The sequence below is a fragment of the Psychrobacter sp. TAE2020 genome, assembly GCF_018919485.1.
Classification (GTDB): domain Bacteria; phylum Pseudomonadota; class Gammaproteobacteria; order Pseudomonadales; family Moraxellaceae; genus Psychrobacter.
On the sequence record NZ_JAHLMU010000001.1, the window covers coordinates 2,876,628 to 2,893,366 of the forward strand.

15 protein-coding genes are annotated in these 16,739 nt (G+C 39.7%); 5 read left to right on the forward strand and 10 right to left on the reverse strand.

Features of this window, described 5'->3' with window-relative positions:
* Positions 1–100 precede the first annotated feature (100 nt).
* The gene (locus tag KPY62_RS11855; protein WP_216582472.1) at positions 101–844 is read left to right on the forward strand and encodes an amino acid ABC transporter ATP-binding protein; all 744 of its coding nucleotides are present in this window, start codon (positions 101–103) and stop codon (positions 842–844) included.
* Positions 845–1,365: 521 nt separating this feature from the next.
* Positions 1,366–1,791, forward strand: coding sequence for an immunity protein YezG family protein (locus tag KPY62_RS11860; protein ID WP_216582474.1), 426 nt, complete (start codon positions 1,366–1,368; stop codon positions 1,789–1,791).
* A 152-nt stretch (positions 1,792–1,943) separates the two neighbouring features.
* On the opposite strand, the gene KPY62_RS11865 is transcribed toward KPY62_RS11860, so the two are convergent.
* From KPY62_RS11865 to uraD, 9 genes are all read right to left on the reverse strand, one after another.
* Positions 1,944–2,417, reverse strand: a complete 474-nt coding sequence (locus tag KPY62_RS11865; protein WP_216582476.1) for a hypothetical protein — start codon at positions 2,415–2,417, stop codon at positions 1,944–1,946.
* A gap of 153 nt (positions 2,418–2,570) precedes the next feature.
* Positions 2,571–3,407 (reverse strand): bifunctional allantoicase/(S)-ureidoglycine aminohydrolase, encoded by an 837-nt coding sequence (locus tag KPY62_RS11870; protein WP_216582478.1) that lies wholly within the window; start codon positions 3,405–3,407, stop codon positions 2,571–2,573.
* 196 nt (positions 3,408–3,603) lie between these two features.
* On the reverse strand, positions 3,604–4,164 hold the full coding sequence (locus KPY62_RS11875; RefSeq protein ID WP_216582480.1) for an ureidoglycolate lyase: 561 nt from the start codon (positions 4,162–4,164) through the stop codon (positions 3,604–3,606).
* Between the two features lie 328 nt (positions 4,165–4,492).
* The gene (gene puuE, locus KPY62_RS11880) at positions 4,493–5,473 is read right to left on the reverse strand and encodes an allantoinase PuuE (protein WP_216582482.1); all 981 of its coding nucleotides are present in this window, start codon (positions 5,471–5,473) and stop codon (positions 4,493–4,495) included.
* Between the two features lie 793 nt (positions 5,474–6,266).
* Positions 6,267–6,500, reverse strand: coding sequence for a cytosine permease (locus KPY62_RS13820; RefSeq protein ID WP_228730778.1), 234 nt, complete (start codon positions 6,498–6,500; stop codon positions 6,267–6,269).
* Positions 6,501–6,660: 160 nt separating this feature from the next.
* A complete protein-coding gene (locus KPY62_RS13920; protein WP_267459613.1) occupies positions 6,661–6,786 on the reverse strand; it encodes a hypothetical protein in 126 nt (41 codons plus the stop codon).
* Positions 6,787–6,978: 192 nt separating this feature from the next.
* The gene (locus KPY62_RS11890; protein ID WP_216582484.1) at positions 6,979–8,358 is read right to left on the reverse strand and encodes a urate hydroxylase PuuD; all 1,380 of its coding nucleotides are present in this window, start codon (positions 8,356–8,358) and stop codon (positions 6,979–6,981) included.
* A 286-nt stretch (positions 8,359–8,644) separates the two neighbouring features.
* The gene (gene uraH, locus KPY62_RS11895) at positions 8,645–9,013 is read right to left on the reverse strand and encodes a hydroxyisourate hydrolase (RefSeq protein WP_216582486.1); all 369 of its coding nucleotides are present in this window, start codon (positions 9,011–9,013) and stop codon (positions 8,645–8,647) included.
* Positions 9,014–9,110: 97 nt separating this feature from the next.
* Complete coding sequence (gene uraD / locus KPY62_RS11900; protein WP_216582488.1) at positions 9,111–9,632, reverse strand: 2-oxo-4-hydroxy-4-carboxy-5-ureidoimidazoline decarboxylase; 522 nt, start codon at positions 9,630–9,632, stop codon at positions 9,111–9,113.
* 309 nt (positions 9,633–9,941) lie between these two features.
* Here uraD and KPY62_RS11905 point away from each other — a divergent pair, with 309 nt between their 5' ends.
* Complete coding sequence (locus KPY62_RS11905) at positions 9,942–10,607, forward strand: TetR/AcrR family transcriptional regulator (protein ID WP_216582490.1); 666 nt, start codon at positions 9,942–9,944, stop codon at positions 10,605–10,607.
* A 317-nt stretch (positions 10,608–10,924) separates the two neighbouring features.
* On the opposite strand, the gene KPY62_RS11910 is transcribed toward KPY62_RS11905, so the two are convergent.
* The gene (locus KPY62_RS11910) at positions 10,925–12,331 is read right to left on the reverse strand and encodes a uracil-xanthine permease family protein (RefSeq protein ID WP_216582492.1); all 1,407 of its coding nucleotides are present in this window, start codon (positions 12,329–12,331) and stop codon (positions 10,925–10,927) included.
* Between the two features lie 771 nt (positions 12,332–13,102).
* Between KPY62_RS11910 and KPY62_RS11915 the strand changes: the two genes are divergently transcribed.
* Together KPY62_RS11915 and KPY62_RS11920 are read left to right on the forward strand one after the other, a co-directional pair.
* On the forward strand, positions 13,103–15,208 hold the full coding sequence (locus KPY62_RS11915) for a TonB-dependent receptor domain-containing protein (RefSeq protein ID WP_216582494.1): 2,106 nt from the start codon (positions 13,103–13,105) through the stop codon (positions 15,206–15,208).
* A 129-nt stretch (positions 15,209–15,337) separates the two neighbouring features.
* On the forward strand, positions 15,338–16,732 hold the full coding sequence (locus KPY62_RS11920; protein ID WP_216582495.1) for a PepSY-associated TM helix domain-containing protein: 1,395 nt from the start codon (positions 15,338–15,340) through the stop codon (positions 16,730–16,732).
* Positions 16,733–16,739 lie beyond the last annotated feature (7 nt).

A 16,739-nucleotide genomic window follows, 5' to 3' on the forward strand; every position in this document is an offset into this window, starting at 1 on the left:
GTAATTTTAAAAGTAACTACTACCACCTTTATAATTGAGCAGCATTGATCTTAAATAATGAGCCGATGTTTTTAGATCTGCTAAGCCGACAGGAACCCTTATGATTCAAATCACTAATATTCACAAAGCCTTTGGTAGCAATCAAGTGCTCAAAGGCATTGATTTGACTATTCATAAAGGTAAAGTAGTAGTAATATTAGGGCCATCAGGTTCTGGTAAAACTACTTTTTTACGTTGTATTAATGCACTAGAGACTCCCGATCAAGGAATAATAGCTTTTGATGATGGCAGCCTAACAGTAGATTTTGGGGCTAAGCCTAGTAAGAAGTCCTTGCTAGCACTGCAACGTAAGTCTGGCATGGTATTTCAGTCTTATAATTTATTTCCACATAAGACGGCAATCCAAAATCTAACTTTAGGACCGACGATAGTACAAGGGACGAGTAGAGCACAAGCTCATACGCAAGCATTAGCGCTACTAGATAAAGTGGGTCTATCAGATAAAGCAGACCTTTACCCCTTTCAGCTATCAGGGGGTCAACAGCAGCGTATTGGTATTGCACGCGCACTCGCTATCGAGCCTTCGCTATTATTATTTGATGAGCCAACCTCGGCTTTAGATCCAGAGCTAGTGCAAGATGTGCTAGAGACTATGAAGCAATTAGCATCAGAGGGCTGGACGATGGTTGTGGTCACTCATGAGATTAAATTTGCTCGTGATGTTGCTGATCATGTGGTGTTGATTGAAGATGGCTATGTGGTAGAAGAGGGCAGCGCTGCGCAAATGTTCGAGCTATCGAAGCACCCACGAACTCAAGCGTTTTTGCAGCGTATTGAGCAGTAATAGTACTAAAGTATTTAACGGGTTCAGTCATAAAAAATCATTAGTGGATCAGCTGATGATTTTTTTTGGCTCATTTCTCATTTTTATCAGCATTAGACTTCTTATATAGGTCTTCATCGTTTGAGTTGGATATGAGTCTATGTTCAATACGCCCTAGTATCTGTTAAACATACTTGTCTCAAGGTATCGCTATTTTAGTGCAACCGATACAGTGGCTTTTTTGTTCTAAAATATCTTACTATAACGCCTGTTGTGGAAATAAGCATGGTTCCCTAGTGAGGACTCGAGTACTAGGCTGTAAGCTAATGATATTAAGGTTTTAACTCACTGAAATAACCATAGTGTACTTCACGGTGTACTTACCATACATATTCTACCTATGATCGGTGAGCTATACAGGCATCGAGCTTCTAGTGTTAGATGCAACTTTAGTAATTATGAAATAATCAGCGTCAGTCTTAATGATAAATCATTTATCAATTGCTAAGGCATCAAAAAAAATACTGATATAGGAAAATGGCATGAAAACAGATGATCAAATCATTTATCAAAAAATAGGTGAGTTGCTATGGTCAGTAATGTCTCTGAAAGATAATAATATTGTTTTTAGAGGACGTATTTATTCTGAACATCAAGACTTTCAGTTACTATGTGAAACAAATGAAGGGCCTAAATATGTAGAAATGACAAATGATCTTTTCTTTGATTTACGAAAGCTGATGGAAGACTTGAAGCAATGCTTAATTTTCAATAAAGAACCTTGGACACAGTTTAAAGTTGTCTTAAATGAAGATGGTAATTTTAAAATTGATTTCGCTTATATTTCTGAAGAAGATAGTTGGCCTGGTTTATATATGAGGTCAGTTAGCAACTTAGATCAAACTGAGCTTGATGAATACTATATCCCTATGAAGGAATGGGAAAGATGTGTGAGTTCTAAAAAGTAAAAAGGCAGCTCAAATTCTCTATAAATAAAGCATAGTTTCGTAGAGTATACCTCAATGGAACTACCTAATCAGACTCATTAACCAGTTAATAGACCACTTAAAATAGACTGTCTTTGCGGAACTACTGATAATAGACCGTTAGTTTTAATATTCTAAATAATTCCTAAGTGGACGCTTATTGAATTGAGAAGGGTTCGACTGTCATCCGTCCAATTACTATGTATAGTGATTTCGTGGCTTGTTGGATTTATAAAGCCATTAATATCTTCACCATCAAAGCTATAACCTTGAAAGCTACAAGGCGTCACACTATCTTTGCAGGTGCTATACATGGTTTTGGCGTGATAAAGCTTTATGTTATAAAGCAATCTATTAAGCCCTTTTTCTGCTGGTGCCGCAAAAGTCATACTTGCCAAATCTGGTGCAACCAATAGCATATTATCACACCTGACATAACCTTCTGGGCAGCCATCATAACGGTTTAAGCGTTGACCTTGTATATCCAACCCTATAACAGAATTACTTTCTAAAGGCGCAACTGCGGTACTCAATGAAGACAGTACTAGCAAGGACAATGCCATACTAAGACGTTTGGCTTGTATAGAGATATGATTTTTAATGAGCATCGCTGTTCTTCTATATTTATTAACATTATGAGGCAACTAAACGCAAAAAAGCCAGCTAATTGCAATTAGCTGGCTTTATTATTAAAGGTTTTGGTTGTCCTTTAAAAAGTAATCAATGACCTATTCGAATGAACGATTATACCTTTATCTTGCTTATTTTACTGGACGAATAAACGGCATATGTCTATTGACGTCTTTATATAGCAAGTATCTGAATGGACCAGGTCCACCAGCGTAACAAGATTGTGGGCAGAATGCGCGTAGCCACATAAAGTCGCCCGCTTCAACTTCAACCCATTCACCGTTTAAGTGATATACCGCTTTACCTTCTAATACATACAAACCATGTTCCATAACATGAGTTTCATCAAATGGAATCACGCCACCTGGTTGGAAAGTAACAATGTTCACATGCATATCGTGACGCATATCAGACTGCTCGGTAAATCGAGTGGTTGTCCATACGCCACCAGTACCCGGCATCTCAATCGCTTCAACATCATGGTCGCTAGTAACAAAAGCTTCAGGCACATCAACACCTTCACAATGTTGATAAGCTTTGCGGATCCAATGAAACTTAACATGCTTATCGCTATTGTTTTTTAGCGTCCATTTGCAGCCAGGTGGTAAGAATGCATAACCACCTGATTCAAGATGATGAGACTCACCTTCAATAGTGATATCCATTTCGCCTTCAACGATGAATACAACACCTTCAGCGTTGGCATCTAGTTCAGGCTTTTCTGAGCCGCCATTAGGCTCAACTTCAACGATATACTGTGAAAAAGTCTCAGAGAAACCTGAAAGTGGGCGTGCAAGTACCCACATGCGCATACCTGTCCAAAACGGCAGATAGCTGATGACAATATCAGTTAATACACGCTTTGGAATAATCGCATAAGCTTCGGTGAAGATAGCGCGATCTGATAGTAATTGTGTTTGAGGGGGCAAGCCGCCTGTAGGGGCGTAATAAGTACTTTTAGTTGACATGATTAGATTTCCTTGTTGTCTTCGTTAAAACAGAGTGTTGTTTCTCTAAAAATCTTGATAATTATTCTAGAGAATTTTATTTAATATTCTTTTATATCGATTGTTGCTATGTCTGCTACCAGTAAGCTTTTTAGAGCATAATAAAATTAGAGTACAGTCAAATTAAAGCACAATCAAAATACTATTTATATAACTTTTAAACAGCATTTTCCTTTGCTCTATTTGACTTAGCTTCCTCAGTAGAGACATCAACGCAAACTTCCCAATCATCAATTTCGAACTCATGGCAGTTATTACCATCGCCATTGATACGATCTACTACTAAGAAATCACAATCCGCTTTTAGCGCCAGTAGCGGATGATGCCAAACATTGGCATCATACTGTACACCTTGATACGAACGGGCATAAAAAACTTCTAAATCATCCGCTGATTTTGGTGGCTCGCCAGCTTTTGCGACAACGACTATATAGTCTGTGCTATTCATAGAAAAGAAGGCTTGCGTACCAAACGGATGGTATTCCATCACCGATAAGGTAATAGGGCAGTCACGTCTTTTGGTACGGAAAATACTAAAACCAACTTCGCCACCGTCATGACCAACTTTTGAGATGGCGTTATGACGACAAGCGTAGCCGCGATTGATATCCCAACTATTTTCAGGGCATTTTTCTTGGTCATCGTAAGGTTCAATCACCGAGCCATAAGGTGCAAATGCTGCTTTAGTTAGAGGTTTAGCAATTATCGTTGTTTTCATAACGTGGCCTTTTCTAATGATATGGTTTATTAAGTTATAGACCGTCAATAGTTGATAACGGTATTATTTTTTTATTCGTAAGCTTTTTCTAGCACTGAACGATCGTTACAGTTAGGTAGTTCACCTGCAGTTTGCTGCTCATTTTATTAAACCATCAGGCAGAGTGTTAACAATATTTGCTTAGTTATGCTAAGCAAATATTGGACACAAGAGAGAGTATTTGAGCAGTTGAATCAGTGAGGTATAAACCACCTTGAGCGTATCAGCAGTTGGCTTACTTGGTTGCTACTATGTAGATGCTTATTACCATGATGATACGCTTCAGGGCTTACATCCAGTTAGCGGTGTTATCAGCGGTTGCTGGATGATTCTCATACCAATGCTTAGCGATTTCGTCGCGGCGACACACCCAAACGTCAGGTTTGCTAGTGATGTACTTCAAAAATTGTTTGAGCGCAGTGATACGACCAGCACGACCAATAATACGGCAATGTAGACCGATCGTCAGCATTTTAGGCTTAGTGGCGCCTTCTTCATATAGGGTATCAAAGCTGTCTTTTAGGTACTGATAAAAAGGTTCAGCGTTTGTGAATCCTGGACTTGAAGCAAAACGCATATCGTTGGTTTCAAGCGTATAAGGGATAACTAGATGCGGCTTGCGAATTAAGCTGTTGCCGTCTTGTACTTTGACATTCAGCCAGTAAGGGAGCTCATCAGCGTAAGAGTCAGAATCATAGATATAACCGCCATGTTCAGCGACCAGCTCACGCGTGTTAGGGCTATCACGACCAGTGTACCAGCCTAATGGCTGTCCGCCAAGCATCCGATCAAATATTTTAGTGGCAGCGCGTACATGTTCACGCTCAGTTTCACGATACATGTATTGATAAGTTATCCAGCGCAAACCATGACTAGCTACTTCATGTCCGTCTTCTAGAACACGCTCAATGATATGTGGAGTTTTTTCAGCTGCAGCGGCACAAGTGAAAGTAGTAATAGGCAAGCCAAACTCTTTAAACACATCTAGCACACGCCAAACGCCAACCCGGCTTCCATATTCAAATGCAGACTCAATAGACTGATGGCGATTGCTAAATTCTGGAGTACCTAGTACATCAGACAAAAAGCGTTCTGATTGACCATCACCATGAAGTACACTGTTTTCAGCGCCTTCTTCGATATTTAGTACAAACTGCACGGCTATTTTTGCCCCACCCGGCCAATTAGCATTTGGTGGATTATCACCATAGCCTTTTAGGTCACGAGGATAAGCAGCTTGGTCAAAGTCGCTGGTGATTTTCTGGGTCATTGTCAATATTCCTTTATAAAAACAGAGTAGTTATGAAATCAATTTAATGCGTAGGACTATCTATCATAATAGTTCGACAACACTTGAGTGCGTAAAACAATGCTGATGAAGGTTTCGCCTACTAGGGTAAAGCTCACTATGCTTAAGGTATCAGCATGCTGATTGTAGGTATTGGTATTTCTAGGCGCGTGGTTTAACTGACGAGTTGGCACTTAATATTCAAGGTTATGACTTGAAAAGTGCTTACTCAATAATAAAAAGCGTAGGTATAACTGAATAAGTTTTAGATGTCGTTCGGTTAGGCTGTAGATATTATCTGACAGATCTAGAGTCAGCTTCGAGAGCTGCGGTAAAACTGAGTTTTTCAGATAGTAACGAGGTGAGTCGTTATAACAGGATCAAACTGGACGCATTATTTATTTGCTTGAAATAAGTAATGGCTTGAAACAGTAGGTAGCCTAAAATAATAGCATTTTAAATACCCATAAGTATGGTTTATTTGCTTTTAAAGGCTAGCCTTAACCAGTCATATTTATTTTGACAGAGGTTATATAATAATATTGCTTTACTGTATGTCTATCTGATCATTTGGTCAAGATAATTATCAATTAATATTGATAATAGTTACTAATAAGCAGTTATCAACACCTTTATGAGGTAGTTTGTACTCATTTATCAGTTTAAATTATAGTCATTCTTACTTTAGTAAAGAGTTAGGAGTAACAGCATATTGACGCATTAGTAGCTAATAAACGATGCCACCTAGCATCGCTCCTAGCAAGAAACCATACCTTTAAAGTTTGGTCAGCATGGGCACCAAGATAGTGGCAATAGAGAAGATAGCCCCAATAGCAAAAGCTATCAAACCACGAATGTTCCAGCCTTTATAGTAGTAGTAAGCGCCATCTGGTTTGTCAGAGAATAAGTCAGTGATATCGATATGTTGAGGTTTTATCAAGTAGTAATCAACCCCTAAGATACCAAAAAAAGGTGCAATGATGGTACCAATAGCATTAACGATTACCAGTTAGGTTCACCATAAACATCACAATGAAGCCTTCACAAACAATAGAGGCCATTACCCACCAGCTATTTAGCCCGTAACTTAAAAACAGCGAAGCGGCTAGAGCGTAGCCAAATAAGCTTTGAATGTCGTTGGACCAAACATTAAATATCGCAAACTACCCCTAAGTACGATCCTTGGATTGTAGAGGCGCTAAGTCTTCATTGTAGAGTCTTGAGCTTTTTATAGCAGGGTTGAGTTGATTATAATCATTAATAATTTGGTAATCTTGAGGTCTTATATCAGTCATCGTTGATTCCTTTTAACAGATAATGCCACCATTGGTGATGCTTTTACTTTATTTGCATCCAACAAATAGGTGAAGAAAGTTATTCACTTATAGGTATAAAGATGACTTACACAACAGCGAGACAAAATAATAGCCAGTCATTGACTGGCTATTATTTTGGACAGAGTACTAGTTGACTTTTAAGCTTTAGGGTTAAAGTCCTGAAGTATAAGCTACGATTTGTGCACGCTCTTCATCAGTTAATTTAGTGATATTACCTAATGGCATATAACCAGTTTGTACTGCAGTGACAATCTTAGCTTGATAAGTCTTCATATCAGCAGGAGTCTGAATGATAATACCTGCTGGTGGGGCATTAAACCCGGCTTGCGTTGGTTGTGCCATATGGCAAACGCTACATTTTGCTTGCACAATCCCAATGATGGCATCATCGGCTGATGATGCAGCAACTGGTACTGCAGCAGCAGCTCCGGCAACAGCAGCAGCTCCGGCAACAGCAGGTGCTCCGGCAACAGCAGGCGCTCCGGCAACAGCAGGCGCTCCGGCAACAGCAGGCGCTCCGGCAACAGCAGGCGCACCGGCAACGGCAGGTGCTGCGTCAGCTACTGGCTGCGCTGCTGCTACTGGTGGAACTGGTAATGGCTCAATAGGTGCAGGACGCATCCAGAAAATCAATGCTAACGTAGCTATTGCAGGAATAACTAAATATTTTGGCTCACTATGACCCAAATGCTTTTGGTTAAAGTAATGACGAGCAGTTGCCGTGATAACACCGACGAATACTAGAACCAACCACCCTTTACCATCTCCAAATGAATACATCATTGGATAGTGATTACTAATCATGGTGAAGATTAGTGGTAAGGTAAAGTAGTTGTTCATCAATGAGCGGTTTCTAGCCATTAATGCCAAATCTTGTACTTCTGGTCCTGGCTTTTCACCTTTACGTACGCAATCTACTAGTGCGCGCTGAGCGGGCATAATACCAAAGAATACGTTACCCGCCATGATAGTACCTAAAATGGCACCAACGTGGATGAAAGAGGCACGATCACTGAACAGCTGGTAAGAACCCCAAGTTGCAATAATCATTAAGATAAAGATGGTGATACTAAAAGTCATCTTATTTTTGCCGATACGACTACGGACAATTACTTCATAAATAGCGTAGGTACCGAGTAAGAATAAAATACTAGTAGCAATAGCACCAATATTACTGCCGTAATCGACTTTACTTGGATCCACTAAATAGGCCGTTGCGTTGGCATAATAAACGATAGACATCATCGCCGCACCAGTCAACCAAGTAGTGTAGGCTTCCCATTTAAACCAATGTAGAGTCTTTGGCATCTCTTCAGGGTCAAGCTTGTACTTAGCGATTTCGTAGAAACCACCGCCATGTACTGCCCACAAATCACCTGAAATACCTTTTTTGGCTTTCCATTCTGGTGGCTTCTGCAAACTCATATCTAGCCATACGAAGTAAAATGACGCACCAATCCATGCCACACCAGCAATGACATGAAACCAGCGGAAAAATAAAGCTAACCAATCGAGAAGATATGCGCCCATGAGGCAAGTGTCCTTTTGTATTGCTAGGTCTTGGCAACTTATAATGACTTTTCTCGCTTGAATAAAATTACAAGCGTTTCCATGCCATTTTAGATATCTAATAATCTATGTCTATTGATGCATAAATGTCATAAGATAAATAATTTTTTATTATTACTCTTTGCTATTTATAACAAAGAGTAATAATAAAAGTCACCAGTATTAGCTGTCTATAATGATATTATTTGATGGCTAAAACCGTGTCTGAGTGCTATAACACGATTAGTTTTTAAATTAAATTTCTAAATTACGAACCGCGATAAGTACCATAGCCATGGGCACTGAGTAATAGTGGGACATGATAATGGCTAGCATCGCTGACGACAAAATCAATAATAACTTGTGGATAAAAAGCGGTTAGTTTTTGCGCATCGAAGTAAGACTGAGTATCAAAAGTCAAAGTATAGCGACCATTGCTCAAGTTTTGCTCAGCGCTGTCTACAGCACCATCAAACTGCCAGCTGTCTGGAGTAACACGACCATCATTGTTAGTAGTGCCGTTAGCTAGTAATGTTGCTTCACTGCCATCTTTAATACGATGTAGGGTTACTGCGATATCAGCAGCAGGTTTACCTAGGTGAGTATCTAAAATATGTGATGATAAAGTTGCAGACATAATATTTCCTTTTTTTAAGTTGATTGGTATAAACGCTGCCGCCACTCATATATTGTGCAAGTAGCGACTGCCGTTACGATATCTATTAATTAATGAGTTAAGCGATGCCAAATAGTTTTTGGATGCGCAGACGAGTAATCTTATTTTGTTCAGCAGCGGCATTAGCTAATTCAGCCTCGCGATCATTAGGCAGACGAGCCAACAACAGATCTAGCATTTGCTGAGCGCTTTTGCCGGTAGCGAAGACGATGAAAATAAAGCCAAACTTATCGAGATAGTCTTGATTGCCTTGAGCCAAGTCTTCTAGTACTTGGTCTTCAGCATCTGTGGCACCTGATTGTTCGTGAGCAGCACTGTCTTGAGTATTGCGATATTTTTCTTTTAGTGAGTCGACATTACCGATTTGTGGATGTCCGTCAAAAGCTTCTATAAGATTGGCTTCGCTAGTTTGCGCTTCGTTCCAAGCAGCATCGTTGGCCTCAAGCATAGTTTCGATGTCTGCAAAGGGACGCGCAGCAGCTAAGCGGTCTGCCCAAGCGATGCTGGTACAGCAAGTTAGAAGTGTTGCAGTGGCGTCCGCATTTGACAGTTCATTGAATTGGGCTAAAGTTAGGCTCATAGTGACTTCCTTTTCTTGTAATTTATTTGGGGCGATATAAAAGCTCATTAATAGTATCGAGCAAGGGAGATCTAAACCAACAAATCAGCTACTAAAGTTATATTAATTAATTGGTATTTGGTTTAACATTATCTATTGTGCTAAAACCTGACCATTTGGTCAACTATTTTATACAAAAAATTTCTATTTGTCGCCTTATCTGCCATAAAAACTTGTATTTTTTTCATTTTCTTATATAAATACAGCTTAGAGATGGAAGATAATGTATTTTCTATCCCATTTATTCAAATAAATTAAGTTATGACTGTTATGACTCAAAATAACCAAAGCAAAAATTTAGTCGCAGCGGAAGCAACTGTTCATCGCAGCCAACACGATATTCGTGCGCATAATCAAGCCATTATATTGAGCGCTGCCGAAGAAGAATTCGTCTTGCAAAGCTACCGTGGTGCTACTATGCAAGGTATCGCCGACCGTGCTGGGCTACCCAAAGCAAATATCCATTATTACTTCAAAAATAAAAGAAATTTATATAAAGTAGTACTGCGTTCCATCATTGAAGAATGGAACACTGGCCTAGTGACTATGACTGTGGACAGTGATCCTAAAACAGTAATAGAAAAGTTTGTACGTACTAAATTGCATCAAGCCTTTGCTCACCCAAATCGTCATAAACTGTTCGCAGTCGAGGTGATCGGTGGTGCACCGCACTTACATGACTTTATGTCAACGACAATGAAAGAGTGGGCGCTTGATAAAGCTCAAGTTATGACCACTTGGCATGAACAAGGCAAAATTGGTATTGCTGACCCCTTACAACTGCTAATACTTATTTGGGCCACTACACAACGTTATGCCGAATTTGAAACAGAAATCATTGGTCTACTGCAAAAAGATGCCTATGATAGAGAAGATGAAGCGCGTGCTGCCGACTTCTTAGTGCCGTTTATTCTGCGCGGTTGTGGCATCGAATAAAGCTATATGAATAGAAGATAATAAGGGGATAACTGGATTAGATAAGTGGTTACTAGTGCCTATCACTGATCAACTACTTAACGGTTTTAAATATTATTGTAAGTTTTTTGGTTATTTTTATTTTATAACAGTTCCGACTAGCGTATCTGTCTATATGCGAACCTATAAAATTAATTCATCCTAATCAGCTTTCGTATAACTATCAATTGGCAAACCTGCGCTGATAAATAGGTGTTAGCCTAAATTAGAACTAAGGCGCAGCAAAGTTACTTTACTACGCCTTGTATTGATTACCTATTACACTGTAATGAGTTAGCTTAAGAGACATTCTTTCTAAGAGGCTCTATGTTATCTTGTACACTCTGCTCTTTATCATCATATTCTATACCGAAGTTCTTAGGTAAAATCGTATCGAGCACAATAGCTATTACCCCTGACATAGTAACTGCTGAGCCAAAGATATTGCGGAACATTTGTGGCATTTGGGCAAATACATCAGGTACAAAAGCAACCCCTAAGCCAAGACCTAGTGAGGTGGCGATAATCAATATATTACGATGAGTAAAGTTTACCGTTGATAAAATACGAATACCAGCAGTCGCTACGGTTGCAAACATCAATAGGGTTACACCGCCAACAACTGGTTTTGGCAACTGAGTAAAGATAGCGCCTAGGATAGGGAATAGACCCATAAAGAATAGAATACCGGCGACATAGAAGCCAACATAGCGGCTGGCGATACCTGTCATTTGGATTACGCCGTTATTCTGACTAAAAGTAGTTACTGGAAAACTGTTAAAGATGCCAGCAATTGCAGAGTTGACACCATCACCCAATACCCCACCTTTGATACGTTTTTCGTAAAGAGGACCTTTGATAGGTTCTCCTGAGATCATCGACGTTGCAGTCAAGTCACCTGAAGTTTCAATACTAGTAATGATATACATAAAGGCAATAGGAATAAATGCTTGCCAATCAAAACCAAAACCAAATTTAAAAGGGATTGGCACAGTCAATAGGGGTGCTTGTGAGACTAAGGAGAAGTCAATACGACCCATAAATGCCGCTACTACTAAGCCTAACATCAGACCAATAAAGATAGCGCTTGAGCGAATCACTTTGTTATTAACGATACTGATTAGTACTACGCTGACCAATACGGCGCCGCCTAACATTAGGTTAGCGATGCTACCAAAATCTTCAGCACCAACACCGCCTGCTAGATCGGTTAGTCCTACCTTGGTCAATGACAGACCAATAGTAACAATGACGCAACCCGTGACGATAGGGCTCATCAAAGATCTAAGCTTAGTGATGAACTGACTTAAAAAGATCTCGACAAAGGCACCTAAGAAGGTAACCCCAAAGATGACGGATAGAATCTCCTCAGGACTACCACCACGATTTTTTACCACAAAACCCGCCGCAAGTACTGCCGCTAAGAAGCCAAAGCTAGTACCTTGTAGCGCCATTAATCCTGACCCAACAGGACCAATTCTACGAGTTTGGATAAAGGTTGCAACCCCAGATACCATTAGGGCCATACTAATAAGGTAGGGTATATGCTCACCCAGTCCTAGAGCGCCACCAATAATTAAGGAGGGCGTAATAACCCCTACAAATGCGGCTAATACGTGCTGCACAGCGCCTAAAAATGCTTTCAATGGTGCAGGACGGTCGTGCAGTCCATACAGTAGATCGGGATTTCCTTGAACATCACTCATAGTAGTTTCCTTTTAAAGTAAGTTCGCAGTCCTATCTTCACTAAAGTTCTGAATAAACAAACAATGAGTATTACTAAATATTGATTTCTATTTGAATATCTAATCTGTCATATACACTATTTAATCTTATGACAGCAGCAAAGAGTCGCACTCGTCCTTGTGCTAGTTGATGAATTAGTCGACAATTAATGATTAATTTTGTTAGTTGGTTATTGATAAACCTGACCGTTTAGTCAGTCCTATCTAGGGTATAGGGAAAAGATAAGCTTTTGCAATGATTTTTTTAATTGAATATCAGTTATTTTCTAAAAGTAAAGCTAAAAATCGTTGCTTATAGTAATAATAAAATTAATCAATAACTATATAAGTTTTTTTTCTTCTTTAAAAACAAATACTAATGATATTTAGATCAATTATATTGTTGCTGAGCGATTAATTATAGAGCTTATTAATAACATTAACTTATTAACAAACAATAATTTATAAATATAATTATAAGGGTCAGATAAGCGCTAAAAAAACTTTTTATCTCTATATTGCTTAATGGTTAATGATTGGTTATTATAATGCGCATTATGTAAATGTTAATAATTATCATTAAGTTTTTTTTTAACTTTATCGTCCGCTTAAAGCCGTTTTAGAGCTTAAAATAAGGATTATTAAATGTTCTTATTTTTACTCGAATGCTAGGTTTTTACTCAAAGACTAGAGTAGCTATTAAAAGTAGCGTCAATTTACCAAATTTTAATAATTATATTGAGTGAGTCAACTATGAGTGCAGTATTATTCTCCAGTCGTTTAAGCGTATTATCTATAGGTATAGCAGCAGTATTAGGGTCACAAATGGCGAATGCTGCTGATGTAGATAGCGTACCTAGCACTAATTTACAGACTATTACCGTAACCGCTAACAGCTCTATAAATAAAAAAGTACAACAGGACTCGGTATATACAGATGACTATACCCCAGCGCAGCAAGCCAATCATTTAAGCGACTTTTTGAATGTAGTGCCAGGGGTCACAGTAGGAGGCACTTCAGCGGTCAATCAGCGCATACGTATACGTGGACTTGATGATACTAGTCTTAAAGTAACTATCGATGGTGCCCGTCAAGAAGGTACGTTGTTTTATCATATGGGTGACGTCACTATTGACCCTGATTTATTGAAACAGGCAGAAGTCTCAGTCGGTAATAACTCAGTCACCCTTGGCAACGATGCTTTAGGTGGCGCGGTTGCTTTTAAAACTGTCGATGCCGCAGATTTGCTACGACCTGGTCAGAAAGTCGGTGCTAAATTGAATATCGGCTATGCCAGTAATAATGATGAGCTACTCACTTCGGCGACTGTCTATGGCGCACCAACAGACAATATTGACTTGCTAGCCTATTATGGCAAGCGTGATGCGAATGCAGGTGAAGATGGCGAGGGTCGTAAGATTCAGACTGAAGAGAGTAAGGGTGAAAACATCTTACTAAAAGCGGGTGCTTATATTGCAGAAGATCATCATGTTGGTGCCAGCCTTAGCAGTACTGAAAACAGCGGTAGGTTCCCTCTACGTCCTGATTTTCCAGCCAGTCCAGGACCTAATAGCTGGAACCCCGTCATCCCACAAAAAGTCAAACGCGATACTTATGCGTTAGACTATAGCTATAATCCAGTAAACAAATTGATCGATGTTGATACTAATGTTTATCAAACAAAAACCCGAATCTTACGTGATTCTGATTATGTTAAGAATCCTGGATATGAGTTTGATGCGCAAGTTAAAACTACTGGTGTTAAGATCCAAAACACTAGCGTTATCGACAGCACAGTTGGCAGCCATAAACTAATTGCCGGTGTTGAGCATTATAAAAAGGAGTCTGATTATAATGGCGTTGAGCGCGGCACTACTAACCCTGTTAGTGGTACTGACGAGGCAACAAATACCTCACTATACTTAGAAGATCAATGGCAAATGGGTAAGTTAACCTTAACTCCTGGCTTACGTTATGATCGTTATCAGTCTCCTGAATTTGTGTCTGCGGGCAAAACTTATAATAATGTAGTCGGGGCGTTGGCTGCTAGCTATGAGATTGCACCTAGTACGCAGATATTTGCGAGCTATACACAGCTATTTAACGGTCCAGACTTAAGCCAAGCTGTTTTTAACGCTGATGGCACGGGTACTTTTGTTAATAGTGACTTAAAAGCAGAAGAAGGTGATAACGCTGAAGTAGGCATTACTACCACTTTACGTGGTCTGACTATAGCTGATGATTCGCTACAGTTAACGGGTAAATATTTTGAGACTAATATTGAAAACTATCTTGAATTCGTTCGATCAGGAGGTAGTCACCCTGGGTTAGACTGTACTACTGGGCAACTTAATGGCAAATGCCAAGGCATGACTAATAAAGACGAAGATTATAAGATTAAAGGGGTCGAGCTTTCAGCAGATTATAAGGTTGATAGCTTCAGTATGGGTCTAAGCTATGCTCATGCCCGCAGTAAAGGTGAAGAGAGCGGTTATAGTATCTCTTCAGTGACTGGTAGTAGCTCTGATTCCGGCGATAAGTATATGGTTAACTTGGCTTATGCACCAACCGATACTACGGAGCTTGGCTGGCGCAGTACTTATGTAGCAGACTTAACCCCTAACACTGAAAAGGCAGAGCTTAAAAAGCCTAACTATGATGTGCATGATATCTTTATGAGCTATATGCCAACACAAGTTGAAGGTCTAAAAGCCACGCTTGGGGTCTATAATATCTTTGATAAAACTTATGCTAGTCATGCGTCACGTATCATTGAGCCACGTCCTGAAGATGGCTACTTGCGTACTGACTTTGAGCCAGGCCGTAACATTAAAGCCTCTTTGAGCTATCAGTTCTAATTTAACTTATCTTACTGCTATTAATAGAGTCAGCTGTCTTTACCGATGGCTGACTTTTTAGTGGTTGCTGATATGGTAAAAACACTAAATCCATCAATTAAATAAACCACTAATAAAGAGTTAGCACCAATGATGGTATTTAACCCTCGCCAAACTTGCTTATGGATTCATCGTTACAGCGGACTGGTAATAGCAGTATTTCTAATTATCACTAGTATTACAGGAGCGCTATTAGCATTTTATAATGAGCTGGATGATGTTTTTAACCATAAGCTGGCTTATAGCGAAGTGCAAAATGAAGCACAACTGCCTATTAGTGTTCTGCATGATAAGGTCATAACTAGTTATCCACAGTATAGTTTTTCGAGTATGCCAACATCGCTAGAGCTTAATAAGTCAGCGGTCTTTGTAGTAGATAAAGTCAGCGACGAGACAGCGGGTAACCAAGTAAAAGCGCCTTTTCAACAAGTCTATGTTAATACTTATACTAAACAGATTATTGGTACTCGTGATAGAGAGCAATGGGCTTGGCGCAATACTATGTATAAAGTGTTTTATCTGCACCGTGAGCTGTTGCTTGGGGATATTGGCAAACTGATTTTGGGTATCGTAGGTGTAGTATGGACGCTCAATTGCCTTATTGGCTTGTATTTAACTTTGCCGCGAAAAATCAAAAACCAACAGCCTAAGCACGCTAAAGTTCAACAATTAGGTCGCAAAAAACGGGCTTCTTTTATTAAGCGTTGGCTACCTGCTTGGAAGATCCGTACTCAGACCAATACCTTTAAGTTAAACTATGATTTACATCAGGCATTTGGATTATGGTTGTGGGGGCTATTGTTAGTCATCGCTTGGTCGAGTGTCAGTTTTAACCTACCGCTCGTCTATGAGCCTGTGATGAAAGCGGTTACTGGATATGAGACCTCACAGCAGCAAACAGCCAAGCAACAGAAAGCACAGCAAAAATCTGAGCAGATTAAAGGTAATGAACTACTAAGTACGGATAGCAAAAACACAGATACGAAGACTATAAAGGCGCTAGTAGGTACTGCGGTTTTGAATGATAAGCAGGACTCAAGCTATGCGGTGACTAAAGTCAACAGTATTGCTACTTTGACTAAGATGGCTAAGCAAACGGCTGCAGACAATGGTGTTGAGGTTCAGCAACTATTGGGTATGCGCTGGGTAGCTGAGGACAATCAATGGCAGCTGCGCTTTAAGACGGACAAAGATGTGGGCAGCCACAGCGGCGCTTCATCCTTAACTGTAGATGCCAAAACTGGGGCTATCGTTAGAGTGAACTTTGGTTATCAGGCATTATTAGGCAATAAGGTCGATCATTGGTTATCGGCCTTACATATGGCAGAGATTGGTCAAGCATTCTGGCATGTATTATACCAACTGTTACTAGTGATAGTAGGCTTAGCAGTGACGTTGCTTTGTATAACCGGCACTTATCTGTGGTTAAAAGGTCGTCAGCGCCTACAAAAAAGAACAGCAAAAATAAGGTGTGTTGAACAGTAAACCACAA